Source organism: Paracoccus contaminans, from assembly GCF_002105555.1.
GTDB lineage: Bacteria > Pseudomonadota > Alphaproteobacteria > Rhodobacterales > Rhodobacteraceae > Paracoccus > Paracoccus contaminans.
Window position 1 is genome coordinate 2,453,353 of record NZ_CP020612.1, and the last position, 21,025, is coordinate 2,474,377.

General features: G+C 68.1%; 20 protein-coding genes, 1 other RNA gene and 1 pseudogene. 9 read left to right on the forward strand and 13 right to left on the reverse strand.

Annotation, left to right across the window (positions count from 1 at the left end):
- Nucleotides 1-85 precede the first annotated feature (85 nt).
- From glmU to B0A89_RS11690, 3 genes are all read left to right on the forward strand, one after another.
- Nucleotides 86-1,426 carry a bifunctional UDP-N-acetylglucosamine diphosphorylase/glucosamine-1-phosphate N-acetyltransferase GlmU gene (gene glmU / locus B0A89_RS11680; protein ID WP_085378300.1) on the forward strand — a complete coding sequence of 447 codons (1,341 nt, stop codon included), beginning with the start codon at nucleotides 86-88 and terminating at the stop codon, nucleotides 1,424-1,426.
- Nucleotides 1,427-3,244: a glutamine--fructose-6-phosphate transaminase (isomerizing) gene (glmS, locus tag B0A89_RS11685; protein WP_085378301.1), complete on the forward strand. Its 1,818-nt coding sequence runs from the start codon at nucleotides 1,427-1,429 to the stop codon at nucleotides 3,242-3,244.
- A gap of 81 nt (nucleotides 3,245-3,325) precedes the next feature.
- Nucleotides 3,326-4,003, forward strand: coding sequence for a phosphatase PAP2 family protein (locus B0A89_RS11690; protein WP_085378302.1), 678 nt, complete (start codon nucleotides 3,326-3,328; stop codon nucleotides 4,001-4,003).
- A 6-nt stretch (nucleotides 4,004-4,009) separates the two neighbouring features.
- On the opposite strand, the gene rarD is transcribed toward B0A89_RS11690, so the two are convergent.
- Nucleotides 4,010-4,930 carry an EamA family transporter RarD gene (rarD, locus tag B0A89_RS11695; protein WP_085378303.1) on the reverse strand — a complete coding sequence of 307 codons (921 nt, stop codon included), beginning with the start codon at nucleotides 4,928-4,930 and terminating at the stop codon, nucleotides 4,010-4,012.
- 76 nt (nucleotides 4,931-5,006) lie between these two features.
- Here rarD and B0A89_RS11700 point away from each other — a divergent pair, with 76 nt between their 5' ends.
- Complete coding sequence (locus tag B0A89_RS11700; protein WP_085378913.1) at nucleotides 5,007-5,816, forward strand: TIGR00282 family metallophosphoesterase; 810 nt, start codon at nucleotides 5,007-5,009, stop codon at nucleotides 5,814-5,816.
- A gap of 128 nt (nucleotides 5,817-5,944) precedes the next feature.
- A complete protein-coding gene (locus B0A89_RS11705; protein WP_085378304.1) occupies nucleotides 5,945-7,723 on the forward strand; it encodes an SLC13 family permease in 1,779 nt (592 codons plus the stop codon).
- Here the strand turns inward: B0A89_RS11705 and olsA are convergent.
- From olsA to B0A89_RS11720, 3 genes are all read right to left on the reverse strand, one after another.
- Nucleotides 7,720-8,523 (reverse strand): lyso-ornithine lipid O-acyltransferase, encoded by an 804-nt coding sequence (gene olsA, locus B0A89_RS11710; RefSeq protein ID WP_240558539.1) that lies wholly within the window; start codon nucleotides 8,521-8,523, stop codon nucleotides 7,720-7,722. The genes B0A89_RS11705 and olsA overlap by 4 nt on opposite strands.
- Before the next feature lie 89 nt (nucleotides 8,524-8,612).
- Complete coding sequence (gene olsB / locus B0A89_RS11715; RefSeq protein WP_085378306.1) at nucleotides 8,613-9,395, reverse strand: L-ornithine N(alpha)-acyltransferase; 783 nt, start codon at nucleotides 9,393-9,395, stop codon at nucleotides 8,613-8,615.
- 132 nt (nucleotides 9,396-9,527) lie between these two features.
- A complete protein-coding gene (locus B0A89_RS11720) occupies nucleotides 9,528-9,701 on the reverse strand; it encodes a DUF3553 domain-containing protein (RefSeq protein WP_085378307.1) in 174 nt (57 codons plus the stop codon).
- Between the two features lie 49 nt (nucleotides 9,702-9,750).
- On the opposite strand from B0A89_RS11720, the gene B0A89_RS11725 reads away from it, so the two are divergent.
- A complete protein-coding gene (locus tag B0A89_RS11725) occupies nucleotides 9,751-10,401 on the forward strand; it encodes a histidine phosphotransferase family protein (protein ID WP_085378308.1) in 651 nt (216 codons plus the stop codon).
- Here B0A89_RS11725 and B0A89_RS11730 read toward each other — a convergent pair.
- A pseudogene (locus B0A89_RS11730) lies at nucleotides 10,391-11,649 on the reverse strand (glutamate-5-semialdehyde dehydrogenase). The gene B0A89_RS11725 and the pseudogene B0A89_RS11730 overlap by 11 nt on opposite strands.
- A 281-nt stretch (nucleotides 11,650-11,930) precedes the next feature.
- Nucleotides 11,931-12,286: a transfer-messenger RNA gene (gene ssrA, locus B0A89_RS11735) on the reverse strand.
- A gap of 87 nt (nucleotides 12,287-12,373) precedes the next feature.
- On the opposite strand from ssrA, the gene B0A89_RS11740 reads away from it, so the two are divergent.
- Entirely contained in the window at nucleotides 12,374-13,051 is a 678-nt protein-coding gene (locus B0A89_RS11740; RefSeq protein ID WP_205949746.1) for a nucleoside deaminase, read from the forward strand.
- A gap of 69 nt (nucleotides 13,052-13,120) precedes the next feature.
- Here B0A89_RS11740 and B0A89_RS11745 read toward each other — a convergent pair whose 3' ends face one another.
- The 3 genes from B0A89_RS11745 to B0A89_RS11755 form a co-directional block, all read right to left on the reverse strand.
- The gene (locus tag B0A89_RS11745) at nucleotides 13,121-13,534 is read right to left on the reverse strand and encodes a PaaI family thioesterase (protein WP_085378309.1); all 414 of its coding nucleotides are present in this window, start codon (nucleotides 13,532-13,534) and stop codon (nucleotides 13,121-13,123) included.
- A 61-nt stretch (nucleotides 13,535-13,595) separates the two neighbouring features.
- On the reverse strand, nucleotides 13,596-14,735 hold the full coding sequence (locus B0A89_RS11750; protein ID WP_085378310.1) for a TRAP transporter substrate-binding protein: 1,140 nt from the start codon (nucleotides 14,733-14,735) through the stop codon (nucleotides 13,596-13,598).
- Nucleotides 14,736-14,847: 112 nt separating this feature from the next.
- The gene (locus B0A89_RS11755) at nucleotides 14,848-15,846 is read right to left on the reverse strand and encodes an extracellular solute-binding protein (RefSeq protein ID WP_157115424.1); all 999 of its coding nucleotides are present in this window, start codon (nucleotides 15,844-15,846) and stop codon (nucleotides 14,848-14,850) included.
- A gap of 196 nt (nucleotides 15,847-16,042) precedes the next feature.
- On the opposite strand from B0A89_RS11755, the gene B0A89_RS11760 reads away from it, so the two are divergent.
- On the forward strand, nucleotides 16,043-16,687 hold the full coding sequence (locus B0A89_RS11760) for a 5'-methylthioadenosine/S-adenosylhomocysteine nucleosidase (protein ID WP_085378312.1): 645 nt from the start codon (nucleotides 16,043-16,045) through the stop codon (nucleotides 16,685-16,687).
- Between the two features lie 6 nt (nucleotides 16,688-16,693).
- Here B0A89_RS11760 and B0A89_RS11765 read toward each other — a convergent pair whose 3' ends face one another.
- The 3 genes from B0A89_RS11765 to B0A89_RS11775 form a co-directional block, all read right to left on the reverse strand.
- Nucleotides 16,694-17,656 carry an NAD(P)/FAD-dependent oxidoreductase gene (locus B0A89_RS11765; protein WP_085378915.1) on the reverse strand — a complete coding sequence of 321 codons (963 nt, stop codon included), beginning with the start codon at nucleotides 17,654-17,656 and terminating at the stop codon, nucleotides 16,694-16,696.
- 4 nt (nucleotides 17,657-17,660) lie between these two features.
- Nucleotides 17,661-18,392 carry an SDR family NAD(P)-dependent oxidoreductase gene (locus B0A89_RS11770; RefSeq protein WP_085378313.1) on the reverse strand — a complete coding sequence of 244 codons (732 nt, stop codon included), beginning with the start codon at nucleotides 18,390-18,392 and terminating at the stop codon, nucleotides 17,661-17,663.
- Between the two features lie 68 nt (nucleotides 18,393-18,460).
- The gene (locus B0A89_RS11775) at nucleotides 18,461-19,357 is read right to left on the reverse strand and encodes a TPM domain-containing protein (protein ID WP_085378314.1); all 897 of its coding nucleotides are present in this window, start codon (nucleotides 19,355-19,357) and stop codon (nucleotides 18,461-18,463) included.
- Between the two features lie 101 nt (nucleotides 19,358-19,458).
- On the opposite strand from B0A89_RS11775, the gene B0A89_RS11780 reads away from it, so the two are divergent.
- On the forward strand, nucleotides 19,459-20,091 hold the full coding sequence (locus B0A89_RS11780) for a hypothetical protein (protein WP_085378315.1): 633 nt from the start codon (nucleotides 19,459-19,461) through the stop codon (nucleotides 20,089-20,091).
- 19 nt (nucleotides 20,092-20,110) lie between these two features.
- Here the strand turns inward: B0A89_RS11780 and ppk2 are convergent, their stop codons facing one another.
- On the reverse strand, nucleotides 20,111-21,025 hold the full coding sequence (ppk2, locus tag B0A89_RS11785; protein ID WP_085378316.1) for a polyphosphate kinase 2: 915 nt from the start codon (nucleotides 21,023-21,025) through the stop codon (nucleotides 20,111-20,113).

Below are 21,025 nucleotides of genomic sequence, written 5' to 3' on the forward strand. Positions count from 1 at the left end.
CAAACCTTGTGATCCCGCCGCCTCTTTCGCCGCACCCGGCGCCTAGCTAGAAGGCTTGGAAAAATCAACGAGGCGGGGCCGAGCGATGACGAAACAGGGGGTGGCGCTGGTGGTGCTGGCCGCCGGGCAGGGCAGTCGGATGCAGTCCGACCTGCCCAAGGTGCTGCACCGGCTGGGCGGCGTGCCGCTGGTCGGCCATGCCTTGCTGGCCGGCCGCGGGCTGGAGCCATGCCGGGTGATCGTCGTCGCGGGCCACGGGGCCGAGGCGGTGACCCGTGCCGTCGCCCGTCTGGACCCCGAGGCGCGGATCGCCATCCAGGAGCGTCAGCTCGGCACGGGGCACGCGGTTGCGCAGGCGCTGCCCCTGCTGGACGGGTTCGAGGGCCGGGTCGTCGTGCTTTACGGCGATACCCCCTTCGTGGCGGCCGAAACGCTCGCGGCCCTGGCCGCGCATCCGGCCGATGTGGCGGTGCTGGGCTTTGAGGCCGCGGACCCGGGCCGTTACGGCCGTCTGGTCGTCAAGGGGGACGATCTGGACCGCATCGTCGAGTTCAAGGACGCCGACGAGGCGACGCAGGCCATCACGCTTTGCAATTCGGGCGTGATGGCCGTCGATGCGGGGCTGCTGCGCGATCTGGTGGGGCGGCTGGGCAACGACAATGCGGCGGGCGAATACTATCTGACCGACGTGGTGGCCCTTGCGCGGGCTGCGGGGCGGCGCGCCGCCGTGGTGACATGCGCCGAGGCCGAGACGCTGGGCATCAACACCCGCGCCGAGCTTGCCGCCGCCGAGGCCGCCTTTCAGGCCCGCCGCCGCGCCGAGGCGGTCGAGGCGGGCGTGACGCTGGCCGACCCCGCAACCGTCTGGTTCGCCCCCGATACCGTGATCGGCCGCGATGCGGTGATCGGGCAAAATGTCGTTTTCGGGCCGGGGGTCACGATCGAAAGCGGGGCCGAGATCCTGCCCTTCTGCCATCTGGAAGGCTGCCATGTCAGCGCCGGCGCGACAGTCGGCCCGTTCGCCCGCCTGCGGCCGGGGGCCGAGCTGGGCGGCGGCGTGCATGTCGGCAATTTCGTCGAGGTCAAGAACAGCATCCTGTCCGAAGGCGTCAAGGTCGGCCATCTGACCTATCTGGGCGATGCGGAAATCGGCGAGCGCAGCAATATCGGCGCAGGGACGGTGACCTGCAATTATGACGGGGTCGGCAAGCACCGCACCGTCATCGGGCCGGATGCCTTCATCGGCTCGGATACCATGCTGGTCGCGCCGGTGCGGATCGGGGCGCGGGCCATGACCGGATCGGGATCGGTCATCACCCAGGACGTGCCCGAGGAGGCGCTGGGCCTCGGCCGTGGACGGCAGGTGAACAAGCCGGGCCTTGCGGCCCGGATCATGCAGGCGCTGCGCGACAGCAAGGTGAAATAGATGTGTGGGATCATTGGGATACTGGGGAAACATCAGGTTTCCCCTCAGCTTGTCGAGGGATTGCGGCGCCTGGAATACCGCGGCTATGACAGCGCCGGGGTTGCCACCGTCGACGACACCGGCCGCCTTGCGCGTCGGCGCGCCGTGGGCAAGCTGGTGAACCTGTCCGACCGTCTGGTGCTTGACCCGCTGGAGGGTCATGCCGGGATCGGTCATACCCGCTGGGCCACCCATGGCGCCGCGACCGAGGGCAATGCCCATCCCCACAATTATGGGTCGGTGGCCGTCGTCCACAACGGCATCATCGAGAATTTCCGGGATCTGCGGGCCGAACTTGCCTCTCTGGGGATCGAGGCGCAGACCGATACCGATACCGAAACAGTGGCGCTGCTGACCGGGCATCACATGGCCCAGGGGCTTGCCCCCCTTCAGGCGGTCCGCGCCACGCTCGAGCGGCTGCGCGGGGCCTTTGCGCTGGCGTTCCTGTTCGAGGGCGAGCGCGATCTGATGATCGGCGCCCGGCGGGGCAGCCCGCTGGCGCTGGGGCATGGCAATGGCGAGATGTTCCTCGGCTCGGACGCGATCGCGCTGGCGCCTTTCACCGACCGCATCACCTATCTTGAGGACGGCGATCACGCCGTGCTGACCCGCGCGGGCGCCGCGGTTTATGATGCGAACGGCCAGCCGGTCAGCCGCGAGCCGGTCCGCATCGATGTCGGCTCGACCGCTATCGACAAGGGCGGCTATCGTCATTTCATGGCCAAGGAGATCGCCCAGCAGCCAGCCGTGCTGGGGGATGCGCTCAACCATTATGTGAAGGACGGGCGCATCGTCCTGCCCGACAGCATCGACTTTCGCGGGGTTGAACGGCTGACGCTGGTTGGCTGCGGCACGGCCTATTATGCCGCCTGCGTGGCGAAATACTGGTTCGAACGGCTGGCGGGCATCCCCTGCGATGTCGATGTCGCGTCCGAGTTCCGCTATCGCGAACCGCCCCTGTCGCCCCGTGCCTGGGCCATCTTCGTCAGCCAGTCGGGCGAGACGGCCGATACGCTGGCCGCGCTGCATTACTGCAAGGGCAAGGTGGCGCGCACGGTGGGGGTGGTCAATGTCGGCACCTCGGCCATCGCGCGGGATGCCGACATCGCGCTGCCTACCCTGGCGGGTGTCGAGGTGGGGGTGGCCTCGACCAAGGCATTCACCTGCCAGCTTGCCGTGCTGGCCGTGCTGGCGCTGAAGGCGGCGCAGGATCGCGGCGCGCTGGAGGACAGGACGCTGGCTGCGCATCTGGATGATCTGCTGGCCGTTCCGGGCCTCGTCCAGCAGGCGGTGGGCGCCTCGGACGATTGCCGCCGGCTGGCCGAATGGCTGGCCGAGGCGCAGGACGTGCTGTTCCTGGGGCGGGGCGCGCTTTATCCGATCGCGCTGGAAGGCGCGCTGAAGCTCAAGGAAATCAGCTACATCCATGCAGAAGGTTACGCATCGGGCGAACTCAAGCATGGGCCGATCGCGCTGATCGACCGCAACGTGCCTGTGATCGTCGTTGCGCCCTCGGACGGGCTGTTCGAAAAGACCCTTTCGAACATGCAGGAGGTGATGGCCCGGCAGGGGCAGGTGCTGCTGGTGTCCGACGGGGCGGGGATTGCCGCCGGGGGCGAGGGCACCCATGCGACGCTGACCATGCCCGGCGGCGGCGGTGTCTTTGCGCCCATCATCCATGCCGTGCCGATGCAGCTGCTGGCCTATCACACGGCGGTCGCCAAGGGGACGGATGTGGATCAGCCCCGCAACCTCGCCAAATCGGTGACGGTGGAATAGCGCTGTCAGGGCCGGGGCGGGAAACCCGCAGGCCCGCCCGCGTGTTGGGCCTGCGGCAGCGACAGGCGAGGATACCGGGACATGACCGATACCGCAGGACGGCAGGGCGATGCCCGACCTGGCGAGGACGAGGGCGGCGCGGTCGAGGCGCTGCACCAGGCGGATGTGGCCCTGTCCGCCGAGGCGGGCCGCCTTCGTGAACATCCCGTGGTCGAGGCGCTTGGCACGGCCAGCGAGATCAGTGATCAGCCTCCGGCTTTCGCCCTGGCCGGCCTGGCCCTGGCGGGCGGCCTGGCAAGCGGCCACCCCGCCTTGGCCGAGGCGGGTGCCCGTGCCCTCGCCGCCCTTTATCTGGCGACACGCACCAAGGCGGCGATCAAGAGCGTCGTCGTCCGCACCCGCCCCTACAAGCTGCTGGAGGAGGGCGAATACGAACTGGGTGTGAACGGCCCGGACGAGCGCGACTACAACTCCTTTCCTTCGGGGCATACGGCAGATGCCTTTGCCGCCGCGCGGGCGATCGGACGGGTGGCGCCGGGGGCCAACGGGCCGCTTCTGGGACTTGCCGCGCTGATCGGGCTGGTGCAGGTGCCGCGCGCAACCCATCACCTGACCGATGTGCTGGCCGGCGCCCTGGTGGGGCTGGGCGCAGAGGCCGTCGTCAACGCGGCCTTTTCTGCGCTGCCGCCTGATCTGGTGGAATCGGCCCGCAGCCGCATCGCCGCGCCCAGGGGGCCGCAGGCGCGCCGCGACGGATAGGGCCGCTCAGCGGGCGGCGGGGCGGCGGATCAGCGTTGCGCCATAGATCAGCAGCGCCGTCCAGATCATCGGAAAGGCGATGCGCTGGGCGCCCTGATAGGGTTCGTTAAAGATCAGCACCGCCGACAGAAAGACCATGGTGGGCGAGATGTATTGCAGCACCCCCATGGTGGACAGACGGATCAGCCTGGCCGCATTGGCATAGAGGATCAGCGGCACCGCCGTCAGCGCCCCGCTACCGATCAGCAGGGCGGTGCCCCGCGCCGATTCGCCGAAATGCCCCTGCCCGGTCGCGCCGAGATAAAGGATATAGGCCAGCGCAACGGGGCAGAGCAGCAGCACCTCGACCGTGAAGCCGGCATTGGGAGGGATCGGCAGGCGGCGCTTGCAGAAGGCATAGATGCCCCAGCTCAGCGTCAATCCGACCGCCACGGGCGGCAATCCCCCAGCCGACAGGGCCAGGATCAGGACGGCAGCGGCCGCGATGGCGATGGCGGCCCGCTGCGCAGGCGACAGCCGCTCGCCCAGGAAGGCCGCGCCGAGGGCGACCGAGAACAGCGGGTTGATGTAATAGCCAAGCGCCGCCTCGATGGCCCGGTCGTGATTGACCGCCCAGACATAGATCATCCAGTTGACCGAGATAAGCGTGGCCGTCAGTGCCGCCATGGCGACCATCCAGGGCTGGCGCAGGGTGGCAAGGACAAGGCCGGTTTCGCCGCTGACAACCAGCACCGCCGCCGCGATAGGCAGCGACCACAGGATGCGATGGGCGATGATCTCGGACGCAGGAAAGGCCGCCATCATGTGCATGTAGAGCGGCATGAGGCCCCAGACCGCATAGGTGCCGATCGCCAGCGCGACGCCGCGCGGCGAATCGCCCTGCGGGGTGGCGGGCAAGGCGGCGGGGTGCGGATCGGCGCTGGACATGGGGCTTGTCTAGTCCAAGGTGCGGCCCTGCACCATCGGGGTTGAGCCGGCGCGCCCGAGCGGATAGCCCATGCCCATGCGTATCCTGTTTCTTGGCGATGTCATGGGGCGGTCCGGGCGGCGTGCAATCGCCGAACGGCTCGGCCCGCTCAGGCAGCGGCTCAAGGCCGATTTCATCATCGTCAATGGCGAGAACGCCTCGGGCGGGATGGGGCTGACCGCCGCCCATGCGCGCATGATTCTCGATGCGGGGGCGGATGTGGTGACGCTGGGCGATCACGCCTTCGACCAGAAGGACATGCTGGCCTTCATCGATGCCGAACCGCGGGTGCTGCGGCCGCTGAACTATGCGCGCGAGGCGCCGGGGCGGGGGGCGCGGGTCTTTGCCGACGGGCGCGGGCGCAAGGTGCTGGTGGCGCAGGCGCTGGGGCAGGTGTTCATGAAGCGCCCCTTCGACGATCCGTTCAGCGCGCTGGACGGCGCCCTGCGCGCCCATGTCCTGGGCGGCGGCGTGCAGGCGGCGGTGATTGATTTTCACGCCGAGGCGACCAGCGAAAAGATGGCGGCGGGGCATTTCTGCGACGGCCGCGCCAGCCTTGTGGTGGGCACTCATACCCATGTCCCGACCGCCGACGCGCAGGTGCTGCCGCGCGGGACCGCCTATCAGTCTGACGCCGGCATGTGCGGGGATTATGACAGCGTGATCGGCATGGACAAGGCCGAGCCGATGCGCCGCTTTCTGACCGGAATGGGGCAGGGCCGCTTCACCCCGGCCGAGGGCGAGGCGACGCTGTGCGGGGTGCTGGTCGTGACGGATGACCGCACCGGGCTGGCAAGCGCCGTCCAGCCGGTGCGCGAAGGCGGGCGGCTGGACGGCGCGCCCTGAGATGCCGGCAAAAGCCCGCCGGAGCGATCCGGTGAAACGCTGCCCCGCCTTGCCCTTCCCTTGCCAGCCCGGCTGATATCGGGCAAGCCCACGCCTTGCCGGCATGCCGGCCTGCTTTCAAGGTGCCCATGTTCGGTTTCGCGCTGACCGGCTCTGCCGCCCCGCTTGCCACGCTGGCTATCATCGGCGTGATGTTCGTGCTGTTCATCCGCGAGGACCAGCCCCCCGAAGTCATCGCGGTGGGTGCGGCTGCGGCAATGCTTGTTCTTGGCCTGTTGCCGATGGATGCGGTGCCGAGCGTTCTGTCGAACAACGCGCCCTGGACCATCGCCTTCATGTTCATCATCATGGGCGGGCTGCTGCGCACCGGCGCGCTGGACCAGCTGAGCGGGATCGCCTCATCACGCGCCGAGGATCACCCGATCCTGACCATCGTGGGGCTGTTCACCTTTGTCTGCCTCGCCTCGGCGATCATGAACAACACCCCCGTTGTCGCAGTGATGATCCCGATCGTGATCCAGGTCGCCCGCAAGGCCCGGATACCGCAGTCCAGGCTGCTGATGCCGCTGAGCTTCTTCACCGTGATGGGGGGCATGATCTCGCTGATCGGCACCTCGACCAACCTGCTGGTGGACGGGGTGGTGCGCGCCAAGGGGATGGCGCCCTTCGGCATCTTCGAGATCGCCCCGGTGGGCATCGCCATCACCCTGGCAGGGGGGCTGTTCATCGGCCTTGTCGGTTGGCGGCTGCTGCCCGACCGACCCTCGATGGCATCGTTCCTCGAGGGGCGGAACCAGATGAAATACTTCACCGAGATCGCCATCCCCGAGGACAGCGGCCTGGTCGGGATGAATGTGAGCGAGGTCAAGATCTTCAAGCGCGATGCGATCCGCCTGATCGACGTGCTGCGCGGCGATGCCTCGCTGCGGCGCGACATGGCCAGTGTCGTGCTGCAGGCGGGCGACCGGGTGGTGCTGCGCTCCGAGATGGCCGACCTGCTGGAAATGCAGCAGAACGCCGATCTGCGCGCGCTGGACAAGCTTTCCTCGGTGCAGACCGAAACGGTCGAGGTGCTGATTTCCCCCGGCGCGCGGATGATCGGGCGGCGGCTGGGCGATTTGCGGCTGCGCCGGCGCTATGGCGTCTATCCCATCGCGGCGCATCGGCGGAACCAGAATATCGGCCGGCAGCTGGACGATCTGGAAATCCGCATCGGCGACACGCTGCTGCTGGAAGGGGCGCCGCAGGATATCGCGCGCCTGGCGGCCGACATGGACCTGGTGGATGTCAGCCATCCTACCGCCAAGCCGTTCCGGCGCAAGCATGCCCCCATCGCGACCGCGGCGCTGCTGGCGGTGGTGGTGCTGGCGGCGCTGGACGTGGCGCCGATCATGGCCCTTTCCTTTGTCGCGGCGGCGGTGGTGCTGATCTCGGGCTGTGTGGATGCCGACGAGGCCTTCGGCTTTGTCGAGGCGCGGCTGCTGGCGATGATCTTTTCCATGCTGGCTGTCGGGCAGGCGCTGGATGCCAGCGGCGCCGTCAAGATGATCGTCGACCAGGTCGCGCCTTGGCTGCAGGGGCTGGCACCCTTCTGGACGTTGGTGGCGGTCTATTTCCTCGGGCTTGCGTTGACCGAGGTGCTGTCGAACAACGCCGTCGCGGTCATCCTCACCCCGATCGCGATCGAACTGGCACAACAGCTCAATCACGATCCGCGCGCCTATGTGGTGGCGGTGATGTTTTCGGCCTCGGTCGCCTTTGCCACGCCGATCGGCTATCAGACGCATATGATGGTCTATGGTCCGGGCGGGTATCGGTTCACCGACTTCGTGCGCGCGGGCGTTCCGCTGGACATTGTGACAGGGGTCGTCGCCTGCCTGATGATCCCGTTGTTCTGGCCGCTCTAGGCGGCGCCGGTATCGGGGCCGGGCATCGGCGCGGCCGAGCGGACGGCCGCCAGCGCCGCCGCCGCCAGCGATTTTCGGTCATGGCCCGTCACCGCAATGGGCGGGTGCAGCGTCACGGTTATGCAGCCCTGCGGCCTTTGCGCCAGCACCGCCAGCAGATGCGGCCCCAGCGCCATGTCGCCCCACCAGCCGTAAAATCCCTCTGGCCGGCCCGCTGGCGCGTCATAGCGCAGGCTGACCGGCTGCACCGCGATGCCAGGCGGCAGGGCAGGGTCCAGAAAGGCCTGGAAAAGCGTCGGCTTGAAGGGCAGGACTTGCCGCCCGTCGGTGCTGGTTCCTTCGGGAAAGAACAGCAGCCGGTGCCCGGCGGCGGTGCGGGCGGCGAACTCGGCCGCCTGCTGGCGGGCCAGGCGCGGATCGCGGGTCACGAAATGGGTGTCTGTGACGCGGGTGAGGATGTTGATCCCCGGCCAGCCCCCAACCTCGGCCTTGCTGACGAAGAACAGCGGCGCAGCCGCGTTCAGCGCAAAGATGTCGAGCCATCCTGCATGGTTGGCGACCATCGGCCCGGGTGCACGCATCGGGCTGCCGATCAGGCGCCAGCGCAGCCCGAGGCAGGCAAGGCACAGCCGGCACACCCCCTGCACCCAAGGGCCGGTCAGCGGGCGGCGCGGCCCCGCCAGCAGCCGCTCGGCCGCGCGCATGGGAACCAGCACCAGCACGCCCCCCGCCAGCACCGCCGCAATCGCGCCCCCCCGCAGCACGGCCAGCCCCCAGCCAAGGGCCGAGGGACGCGGCAACCGCGGCGACGGAGCGCCGCGCCATGGCCCCGTTCGGGCAGGGCCGGCTGCCGGTTCAGCAGCCGTATCGGGGGCCGGCGGGGCTGTGTTCATGCCCCGTGCCAGCGATCCTGATAGAACTTGCGGTGCCTGTCCGACATCGCCGCCGTGTCCATCAGCAGAAAGACATCGGTGGTGTTGAAGGCGTTGTCGATCCAGGCCCCCTCGCCGACCACCCCGCCCACCCGCAGATAGGCCTTGATCAGCGAGGGCAGCGCGGCCAGCGCCGCCCGCCGCTCCAGCTCTGCGGCGGGGATGATGTCCATCGAATGGGCATAGGGCGGGCGCGCCCGCGGCCGCAGGCCAAGCGGGGCAAGATGATGATGGTGCAGCCAGGACAGAGGTTGCGCCAGCGAATCGATATCGGTGCCGTGAAAGCTGGCCACGCCGAACAGGATCTCGATCCCGTGGTCCAGCACGTAATCGGACAGGGCATTCCACAGGATGAACATGCCGGTGCCGCCGCGATAGGCGGGATCGATGCAGGATCGGCCGAGTTCGAGCATGGGCCGGCCCGCCGCCCGCAGCGGCGCCAGGTCATATTCCTCGTCGCAGTAGAACCGGCCAAGTCCGGCGGCAACCTCGCTGCGCAGCAGGCGATAGACGCCCACGACATGATTGCCCGCGGACGGGTCGCGGCGTTCATCGACCAGCAGCAGATGATCCACCACGTTGTCCAGATCGTCGCGTTCAAGTTGGGCCTGATGATCCACCATCGGCCCGTCTGCGCCCAGTTCCTGAACAAAGACCCGGTATCGCAGGTGCTGGGCCGCAACCAGATCGGCAGGCGTCCGGGCCAGCCGCACCGAAAGCCATTGCGAGGGGTTGTTCATATCCGGTTCCGGCGCAGACAGGCGTGACATTCCGGCGGCACCTTGCCCATTGCGTCCGCCCCATCGGCGGAAACCCGCTTGACACAGCCTGAAGTTGTAAGAAGACACTCGAGCATTAACATGATTGGCAGTTCAGCAAATGATTATTTCCAAGGTCACGCGGCGCCCATCCAGAACCTGCTTGCCAGCGTCGGGGAAGGTTACGGTGATCCGGTCGCCGATGCGCGACTGCACCTGCCCGATGCCCCATTCGGGCATCAACGGATGGCGCACCATCATTCCCGGCTCGAGAATTTCGTTCGTCATCGCCCCACAGGCCGTTGGTCCGTTTTCAGGTGGCGAAGGCTAGCGGACGATGACTTTTTCCACAATGACGAACGGCGCGCCGACCGATGCTGATCCTGCCGACCTTGCCAGCCTGGTTGCCGCGCGGCTCTGCCATGACCTGGTCTCGCCCCTGGGCGCGATCGGCAATGGGGTCGAGCTGCTTGAGATGTCGGGCGCCTATCCGGGGGTCTCGACCTCGCCTGAACTGACGCTGATCGCCGACAGCATCAGCGCCGCCCGCGCCCGCGTCCGCTTCTATCGCTCGGCCTTCGGTCATGCGCCGGCCGACCAGCGGGCCGGCGTGGGCGAGATCGCGCAACTGATGCAGGATTTCACCGCCGGCTCTCGCCTCAGGGTCGAGGTGGACGGCAAGGGCGATCTGTCACGGGCCGAGGCGCGGATGCTGCTGCTGTCGCTGATGTGCTTTGACAGCGCGATGCCCTGGGGGGGCAGGGTGATCGTGTGCCGGACGGGGCACGGCTGGCGCATCGTGGGCGAGGCGTCGCGCACCCGGATCAGCACCGATCTGTGGCGCTGGCTGAGCGGCGCCCCTCAGGCCAACGGCACGCTGCCGGCACCCTCGGACGTGCATTTCGCCATCCTGGGCGCGCTTGCCATGCGCGAGGAACGCACCATTGCCTGGGAGCTGGACGCGACCGGGGCCGAGATCAGCTTCTGATCGCGCCGTCGCCGCTGACCAGATACTTGAAGCTGGTCAGCTGTTCGGCCCCGACGGGGCCGCGCGCATGCAGCTTGCCGGTGGCGATGCCGATCTCGGCCCCCATGCCGAATTCGCCCCCGTCAGCGAACTGGGTCGAGGCGTTGCGCATCAGGATCGCGCTGTCGAGCCGCTGCATGAAGCGTTCGGCAGCCGCATCGTCTTCCGTCAGGATCGCCTCGGTATGGCCCGAGCCATGGGCGCGGATATGGGCGATCGCCTCGTCAACGCCGTCAACCAGCCGAACGGCGATGATCATGTCAAGAAACTCGCGGCCGAAATCCTCGGGGCAGGCGCGGACAGTGCCGGGGATGTCGGCAAGCGCGCCATCCGCCCGCACCTCGACGCCTGCCGCAAGCAGGTCGTCGATCAGCACATCGCCGTGGCGCTCGCGGAAGCGCCGGTCGATCAGCAGGCATTCGGCCGCGCCGCAGATGCCGGTGCGGCGGGTCTTGGCGTTCAGCACCACCCGGCGCGCCTTGTCCAGGTCGGCATCGCCATCGGCATAGACATGGCAGATCCCCTCCAGGTGGGCAAAGACGGGCACTCGCGCCTCGGCCTGCACCAGCCCGACAAGGCCCTTGCCGCCGCGCGGAATGATGACGTCGATCAGCCCCTGCGCCCGCAGCATCGCCGCAACCGCCGCCCGGTCGCGGATCGGCACGATCTGGATCGCCGCCTCAGGCAGGCCGGCCTGCCGCAGGCCCTGCACCATGCAGGCATGGATCGCGGCCGAGGAATGGATGCTGTCCGTCCCCCGCGCAGGATCACCGCATTGCCCGATTTCAGCGCCAGCGCCCCGGCATCGGCGGTAACGTTCGGGCGGCTTTCATAGATCACGCCCAGAACGCCGATGGGGGTGGCCACGCGCCGGATATGCAGCCCGTTCGGCCGGTCCCATTGCGCCAGCACGCGGCCCACCGGGTCGGGCTGGCCGGCCACGGCACGCACCCCATCGGCGATGGCGCGGATGCGCCCGGCGTCAAGCCGCAGGCGGTCAGTCATCGCCGCCGACAGTCCCTTTTCGCGGGCATAGGCCAGATCCTCGGCATTGGCGTGCAGGATCGCATCCCCGGCCGCGGCGATCGCATCAGCGGCCCCGATCAGGGCCGCATGCTTGCGCTCGGCCGGGGCAAAGGCCAGCGCGGCGGCGGCGTCTCGGGCAGCAGCGCCCATGCGGGCGATCAGGTCATCGGCGGTTTCTGTCATGGTCCTTTCCTGCGGCGGCGCCGCTATAGGGGCGTCAGCGGGGCCTGCCCAAGCCATGCGGCGCCTTGAAACCCTGGGGCGCAGCCAAGGTTGGCCGATTGCGACCTGGGCGGTGCAAACGGCAGGCGGGGCCGATGATCCGCCGGAAACTGCCTTCGTTCAGGTGATGAATCGTCCGCATCAGACAGCCCCTGCGAGCGTTCCAGCCTGCCATGGCGGCAATGGAAACGAAAGATGGGGCAGCGAAAATTTGGCTGCGTCCGGTCATGCATGGGGGATTAAGTCCCAGGCTTCTGTTGCCAGGCGCCTGGGGGCCCCGCCTGCCGCGGCTAAGCGACAGGGCTTAGGTTTCGGTTACCCGAGCTGCTTACGCAGCCAGAGCCACCGGAGCACGGTTGTCGTTGGCAACTGTACTTTTTGCACCGATAACGGTGGTAGCTCACCGAGACAAAGCAAACAGCTTTAGACGTTTGTCGATCCTGTTTCGGCCCCATTTTCCCCCAACGAGGGTGGTCTGGTGGAGCCGCCGGGTACCGCCCCCGGGTCCAATCCGCTTATTACCTGCGCGTTTATGCCCATAGTCCGGGTTGCCCCGGACGGGTTCAATCTAGGACCGCCTGCGCCGCTGCGCAAGCCCGTCCGCCGATGTCCTTTTGTGCTTGCCTCGGACCGGCAGGATGGCCAGCCTGCGCGGCAAATGCCAAAGGCATGCGAGGGATCCGAGGTGAATCAGTCAACGCCCCATGAGCGCGGGAATGAAACGACCGGCGCAGGCGACACGGGCCTGACTGGCACGGGCCTGATTGGCACTGGCCTGACCGATACGGGCCTGGCCGACCGTCTGCTGTCCGCCATCGAGGATCACGTCCTGCCGCTGACGCGCCAGGGCGTCGCCCAGGGCAACAAGATCTTTGGCGCGGCGGTGCTGCGCAAGTCGGATGGCAGCGTGGTCCTTGCCGCCACCAACAATGAAACCGACAATCCCCTGTGGCATGGCGAGGTTCACCTGCTGAAGCTGCTGCACGAAATGGATGATCCGCCGCCGCCCGCCCATCTGATCTTCCTGTCCACGCACGAGCCATGCTCGATGTGCCTGTCGGCAATCACCTGGGCGGGGTTCGACAACTTCTTTGATTTCTTCACCCATGAGGACAGCCGCGACAGCTTTGCGATCCCCCATGACCTGAAGATCCTCAAGGAGGTGTTCACCCTCGAACCCGGCGGCTATCGGCGGCGCAATGCCTATTGGCAGGCCCGCTCGGTCGCCGAGGTCATCGCAGGGGCTGATCCCTCGGCGCGGCCCGCCTTGCACCAGCGGGCGGCGGCGATTGCGGCCGAATACGGCCGGCTGTCAGAACAATATCAGGCGGGCAAGGCGGATAACGACATTCCGCTGAACTGAAAGGGGCAGGGGCGGCTACCCGCGCACCGGGCGTTTGCGCCCCGTCACCACGCCGGGGCGCCCCGTGCCTCAGTCTTTCCAGTCGATGATCATCTGGGTCTGCGTCACCACGGCGGCAGGCTTGCCGTCGCCGCGCGTGATCGTCGTCTGCCAGACCATGGTTGTGCGCCCCTTGTGCAGCGGGATGGCGCTGGCCGTCGCGGTGTCGCCGATGCGGATCGGGCGCAGAAAGTTGGTCTTGCTTTCGATCGTGGTCGTCGTCTTGCCTTCGGGAAGGTTGATGATCGTCGCCGTTCCCCCCAGATTGTCGGCCAGCGCCATGATCGCACCGCCATGCATGACGCCGTTCCGGTTTGCGTGATCCGGCGTCACGGCCATCTGGGCCACCACCGCATCGGGGCTGACCGATACCAGCCGAAAGCCCAGCAGCCGCGCAAAGTCGGGCTGGTCGAAAGCGATGCGTTCCTGTTCGTCACGGTCCATCGGCGTGCCTTTCTTGCCAAGGGCATGGCAGGGAAGGGCGCCCCTGCCATGCCGGTGCCGGTCAGTTCTTGGGCGCCTCGGCCGGGGCCGCGGCGGCCCCTGCCGCCCCTGCCGCCAAGGCCGCCGCCTGGGCCGAGTTCACATAGTCATAGGGCAGTTCCGCCACCCGCAGCCATTGCTGCTGCCTGGCCCAATAGGCCGACCAGCTTTCATAGATCTTGCGGAAATTCTCGTTGGACGCGGCATATTCGTCATACAGCTTGCGCGATTCGGTGAAGGCTGCGGCCAGAACGTCGTCGGGGAAGGCATGGACCTGCGCGCCCTCGGCCACCAGCCGCAGCAGCGCATCGGGGTTGCCGTTGTCATAGCGGGCGATGCAATGGCTCATCGCCTCGGAACAGGCGGCCTCCAGCGCGGCCTGGTAATGCTTGGGCAGCGCGTTCCACTTGTCGAGGTTGATATACAGCCCGACATTGGCCGTCCCTTCCCACCAGCCGGGATAGTAGTAATGCTGCGCCACCTTCTGAAAGCCCAGCTTTTCGTCGTCGAAGGGGCCGGAAAACTCGGCCGCGTCAATGGTGCCGCGCTCCAGCGCGGCATAGATGTCGCCGCCGGCGATCTGCTGGGGCACCACGCCCAGGCGTTGCAGGATCGTCCCACCCAGCCCGGCGATGCGCAGCTTGAGGCCCTTGAGATCATCGAGCGACTTGATTTCCTTACGATACCAGCCCCCCATCTGCGCGCCGGTATTGCCCGAGGGGATCGACACCAGGTTCGACTTGGCGACGAATTCGTTCACCAGTTCGCGCCCGCCGCCGTAATACAGCCAGGCGATCGTCTGGCGGGTATTCATGCCGAAGGGCAGCGAGGTGTCGAAGGCCCAGGTCGGGTCCGCCCCGATCTTGAAGCTGCCCAGTGAATGGGCGCATTCGACGGTGCCGTCGCTGACTGCGTCGATCGCCTGCAGGCCGGGCACGATTTCGCCCGCCGCGAAGGGCTGGATCTGAAAGCCGCCATCGGTGATCTCGGCGATGCGGCGCGACACCTGTTCGGAAATGCCCCACAGCGTCGAAAGGCTTTTGGGATAGCTCGACGCAAGGCGCCAGGTGACGCTGGGCTGCCCCTGCGCCAGGGCAGGCGCGGCCAGCATGGCGGCGGCGCTGCCGATCCCGGCGGTGGACAGGAAGTTGCGGCGTTTCATGGGACGGTTCCTCTTTTGCAGTGAACGGCATGGCCGGCAGGATTGGGGCCGGCCCATGGCAAACCGGGCGGCACGGGGCCGCGCCACCCGACTTGCCCGAAAGGGGTGGGCCTTAGAACCCGGCCTTGATCTTTTCGAATTCGGCCAGTTGCCGTTCGCGCTGCGCGGGATCGTTGGGGGTCTGCGACAGCACCGGCCCGCCGGTTTCCGACAGGCCCGCCTTGACGCGGGGATCGTCCGCGATGCTGGCCAGCGCCTTGGCATTGGTGGGGCCATAGCCGATCGTGTCCAGCAGACCCTTGGCCGAGCCCACGTCCAGCCAGGCGTTGATGAAGTCATAGGCGCGGTTTTCGTCGCCCGGACCGTCCTTGAGGTTCACGAAACCGCAAAAGAAGGTGGACGAGCCTTCCTTGGCCGCGCGCTGAAAGCCGACGGGATAGCCTTCCTTCTGCAGGATCGGCAGCACGTCGTTCCAGGACCAGGCGACATCCACCGTGCCCGAGGCCATCAGCTGCGCTTCTTCGGCCGGATCGGCCCAATAGGCGGCCACGTTCTTATGCGCGGCGCGCAGCCAGTCGGCGGCGGCCTTGAACTGTTCGTCCGTGACCTGGGTCCAGTCGGTCACGCCCGTCGCCAGATAGGCCAGCGCCCAGACATCATCGGCCGAATCAGGCAGGGTGGTGCGCCCCTGATACGCCGGATTGACAAATATCTGCAGCGTCGCGACATCCTCGGCCGGAACGCTTTGGGTGTTATAGGCGATCGCGGCCGAGCCGAAATCGGTCGGGATATACCAAACTCCGCCGTCATCCTTGAACACGGGCGAGTTCAGGAAGCGCGGCGCGATATCGGCAAGGGCGGTGATGCGCGCGGGATCCCAAGGCTCGATCAGGCCCTTGTCGCGGTATTTCGACACCATCTGGCTGCACGGATGGGCCACATCGGCCTTAAAGCCCGAGGCGAGCTTCTGATAGGCTTCGTCATCGTCGCCATACAGGGCAAAGGTGGGGCTGTCGCCGTGCTTATCCACATAGCTCTGGAACAGCACCGGCTCCTCGAAGCCTGCCCAGTCAAAGACCGTCAGGTTCTTGTCGGCGGCAAAGGCGGTCATGGGAACAAGCGTCAGCGCGAGCGCCGTCGAACGCAGGAAGGTCAAGGCTGGTCCTCCGAGATTGGCCGTCGACCGGACGCTAGCCGCCGGGCAGCCGGGGGGCAAGTCACCGTGGCGTGCTGCCTGCATCGCGGATGCTTGCGCCCGCCCGCCCAAGGGGGGAAACCCCCCGTATGAATAAAGGGGGGCGAGCTTGATGCAGCAGCATGATGCAGGGCAGCCGCAGGGCGGATCAGGTCGGCTGGGCGGGCGCGATGTGCTGTTCGTCATGGCCGTTTCCGCCGAATACGGGCCGGCGCTTTCCGCCCGCATCGCGCCCCTGATGACCGGCGTCGGCCCGGTCGAGGCGGCGCTGGTGACCTCGGCGGCGTTGGCCCGGATGGCGGATGCGGGGCGGCTGCCTGACCTGGCGATCTGCCTTGGCAGCGCCGGATCGCGCGATCTGGTGCAAGGGGCGGTCTATCAGGCCTCCTCGGTTTCCTATCGGGACATGGACGCCTCGGCCCTGGGATTTGCGCGCGGTGTCACGCCGCTGTCCGGCCTGCCGGCTCAACTGCCGCTGATGACGGTGCCGGGGCTGCCTTGCGCCACGCTGTCCACGGGGGCGGCCGTCATCTCGGGGCCGGGCTATGACGGGATCGACGCGCAGATGGTGGACATGGAAACCTGGGCCGTCGCCCGCGCCTGCATGGCCCATGGGGTGCCGCTGATCGGGCTGCGCGGCATTTCCGACGGGGCCGCGCCGCTGGGCGGGATGATGGACTGGATGCGCTATCTGGACGTGATCGACCGGCGCCTGGCCGAGGCGCTGGATGTCGTCGCCGCCGGGCTGGCGGGCTGAGCAGGCTCAGTCCTCCAGCGTCTGCCCGTCGCGGGCGCGCAGGTCATTGTGGATCGCCACCGCCGCCCGCGCCCCGGTGCCCATGGCGACGCTGATCTGGTCCAGCCCCTCGACCGCATCGCCGGCCGCATAGATGCCGGGGATGTTGGTGCGCTGATGCGGGTCGGTTTCAAAGCACTGCCCGCCGGCCAGGGCAGTCCCCAGATCCTTGCCGAGCGCGTTACGGGTATGAGAGCCAAGCGCGGCATACAGCGTATCGACCGTCACCGTCCCCCCGTCTGCCAGCGTCAGCGTCACCGCAGCCTCGCCGAAGGAAAAGGCGGAGACGGGTGCCTCGATGATGCGGATGCCGGCCGCCTCGGCCTGCGCCCGCTCGTCAGCGGTCAGCGCCTCGCCGGTCAGCGACAGCAGCGTGATCTGCGGGCTGTAGGTCAGCAGGAACAGCGCCTCGGCCAGACCGTGCCGGTTGCCGCCCAGAACCCCGATCCGGCGGCCCGTCTGTTCGAAGCCGTCGCAGATCGGGCAATAGCGCAGCAGGCCGCGGGCCACCGCGTCGGCATGGACCGCCTCGTCCAGCGGCGGGCGGTGGTTGACCACCCCCGTAGCCAGCAGGACCGCGCGGGCGCAGAAGGCGCCGGCGGTGGTGTCGGCGGCAAATAGCGCGCCCTCGGGGCGGATGCCGCTGACCTCGCCCGCCAGCAGCCGCGCCCCGTATTCGCGGGCCTGCGCGGCCATGTTGTCCAGCAGGTCGGTGCCGACGATCCCGCCCGGATAGCCCGCCTGGTTGCGCGCGCGGGGGATCATCCGGGTGCGTCCCTGCCCGCCATCCACGATCACCACGCTGCGCCGGAAACGGGCCAGATAGATCGCCGCCGTCAATCCGGCAGGCCCGCCGCCCACGATCAGGCAGTCGATCGGCCCGGGCCGGCCCGGCTGCTCGCCATCGTCCGAGGAAAGATGATCCGCCATCGCCTCACCGCATCCGCAGCGCGCCATCAAGGCGGATCGTCTCGCCATTGAGATAGCCGTTCTCGACGATGAAGGCGGCTGTGCGGGCGAATTCCTCGGGATCGCCCAGCCGCCGGGGGCTGGTCACCTCGGCCGCAAGGCCGTCCTGCACCTCGGCCGGCAGGCCGCGCAGCATCGGCGTGGCAAAGATGCCGGGCGCGATGGCGCAGACCCGGATCGCATTGCGCGCCAGATCGCGCGCAAGGGGCAATGTCATGCCGGCGATCCCCGCCTTGGACGCCGCATAGGCGGCCTGCCCGGCCTGCCCGTCGAAGGCGGCGATCGAGGCGGTGTTCACGATGACGCCGTTGTCTTCGGCCCGCCCGTTGCGCGCCATTTCGCCGGCGGCCAGCCGCAGCACGTTGAAGCTGCCGATCAGATTGATCTCGATGGTGCGGCGGAAGCTGTCCAGCCGGTGCGCACCCTCGCGCCCCAGGGTCTTTTCCCCGATGACGATCCCGGCGCAGTTCACGCAGACATCGATGCCGCCCATGCGGTCGACCGCAAAAGCGATGGCCGCCGCGACCGAAGCCTCATCGGTCACATCGGCGCGCACGCAATGGGCCGGCCCGCCGCCTGCGTCGTCCCTGTCGAGGATGGTGACCGATGCGCCGCGGGCAAGGAAATGGGCGGCTGTCGCGGCCCCCAGCCCCGAAGCGCCGCCGGTCACGATGACACGGGCATCCTGCAACTGCACGGGCGGCCTCCCTCTCTGTCCTGCGCTGGCCAGAGGCTAGGCTGGCGCGCGCGGCGGCGCAAGCGCCCCTACCACCGGCCCGAGGCGCCCCCGCCCCGCGACGAGCCGCCGCCAAAGCCGGACGAGCCGCGCGCGGGCCGGGCGCTGCGCCTGCGTTCCACCTGGCCCATCGGATTGTAATAGGTGACCACCGGCAGGGCCGTGGTGCCCTGCGCCTGCCAGCCGCAGGCAGGACAGCGGCGCGTCACGGCGCCATTCGCAGTGCGCCATCCCCCGCCGGGCAGGTCCTCGCGCAGCGGCACGGTCGTCCGCTCCAGCCCCTCATGGCCGCAGCTGGGGCAGCGGTTCTGCCGCCGGCGGCTGCGCCGGTGCAGGGCGAACATTCCCGCCGACAGCGCCAGGAACAGGCCAAAGCCCGACCAGTCGCCCTGCCGGCGGGGCCTTTCGACCGCCTGTCCCGCCGCATGCGGCCGCGCGATCCGGTCGATCACCGCCAGCGTTCCGTCGCGCAGGCCCCGGCCATAATCGCCCTTGCGGAACGAGGGGACCATCACCCGGTCCATGATGTCCTGTGCCAGCAGATCGGCCTCGCGCGGATAGCCGCGGCCAAGCTCGATGCGCGCCTCATGGTCGGCCTGAGACAGCAGCACCATGAATCCGTCGTTGCGCGTCCGGTCGCCCACGCCCCAGGCGTTGAACAGCCGCGTCGCGAATGCTTCAAGCCCATCCGTCCCGCCATGGCGGGCGCGGTCGACAATGGTGACAACCGTGCCCTGCACGCCCGTCGCATCGTGCAGCGCGATCAGCGCCTCGTCCAGCCTGCGGGTATCATCATCCCCCAGCAGCCCGGCGAAATCATTGACCGATGTGTGCTGCCATCGGGGCAGGGCGCCGTCCTGCGCGGCGGCCAGCGCAGGCAGGGCAAGCATGAAAGCGAGGGTCAGCAGGCGGGCCAGCGGGAACATGATGCATGAGCCTTGACGAAATCGGCGCAAGCCTCGCCGGCCCTTAACGGTCTGTCAACCATTGGGCGATTAACCATGCTGTGGACGAGAAGGAGTCGCGCATGCGCCGGATCGTGGTTCTGCTTGCGGCATGGCTGGCGCCTGGCCTGCCGGCGTCGGCCGGGGACGGCAGCTGGACACAGCTCGACGCCTGGAAGGGCGGCGTGCAATGGGTCACGACGGTCGAACGGGGGCGCTGGCAGCTGGGCAGTTCGGCGGGCCGCGATGACGGGGAATGGTGGGCGCGGGGATCGGTCATGCGGACCTGGACGGCCGGACCGGACCGCGCCCCGTGGAAGCTGCGCGCCGGGCTTGCCTTCAAGGCCGAACAGATCCGCCCCCGGGAACGCCAGGATCACGCCCATGCAAGCTGCCTGTCGGAAGGCGCAGACCGATGCGCCGCCTGGGATGCCGGGTTGCAGATCGAGGCGGACCGCTGGGCCGAATATGGCGGCTGGGGCACCTTCCTGATGGGGCAATGGACCGATATCGACAACGCCGCCTTGGCCGTCGCAGGGCTGACCCACAAGGCCAGCGGGATCGGCGCGCAGCTGTCGCTGTGGCACGAGGACGGGGGCAAGGTGACCCCGACCATCATGCTGTCGGCGCCGGCCGGCAAGCGGCTGTCGCTGCGCGCGGGCCACAAGTTCGTCGAGGACGAGACCTTCGTCGGCTTCAGCTTCTCGACCTACTGACGCCTCGGGGCAGGGCGGCCTAGCGCACCAGCATCTCGGGCCCGCCGACGATCAGCGGATCGGGGCTGCCGATCACCTGCGCGTTCTTGCCGGCATAATCCACCCGGCCCAGCACCGTCTGCATCGCGGCGATGCGGGCGCGGCGCTTGTCGTCCGAGCGGATCACCGTCCATGGCGCCGCGGGCGTATGGCTCAGCGACAGCGTCTCGCGGATGGCAAGGGTATAGTCGTCCCATTTGGCCAGGCCCTCGACATCGATCCTGCTCAGCTTCCATTGCTTGAGCGGATCCTTGGCGCGGTCGAGAAAGCGGCGCAGCTGTTCGGCCCGGCCGACATTCAGCCACAGCTTGACCAGGATGATGCCGTCCTGAACCAGCAGTTTTTCGAAATCGGGCAGCTGGTGGAAGAACAGCGTGCGCTGCGCGGGCGTGGCAAAGCCGAACACCGGTTCGACCACCCCGCGGTTATACCAGCTGCGGTCGAACAGGGCGATCTCGCCCGCGCCGGGCATCTGCGCGACATAGCGCTGAAAATACCATTGCCCTGCCTCGCGCTCGGTCGGGCGGGGAAGGGCCACGATATAGGCCGAACGGGGGTTCAGGTTCTCGCGCATCACCTCGATGGTGCCGCCCTTACCGGCGGCGTCGCGCCCCTCGAACAGCACCACCAGCCGCTTGCCGGTGGCGATCACGTCGCCCAGCATCTTGACCAGTTCGATCTGCAGCGCCTCTGCCCGGCGGTCGTATTCCTCCCTGTCCATCTCGGCGCGATAGGGATAGCCGGGGTCCAGCACGTCATGCTTGCCCGCGCCGGCGATCGCCTGGCGGATCTCGGCCGGGGCGCCGCTGCGGTAGAACTGGGCAATCTCGTCCACGAAAGGGATGGGCGAGGCGTTCTTTCCGGCCTTGCCCCCGTGCCGTTCGCCGTCCGCCAT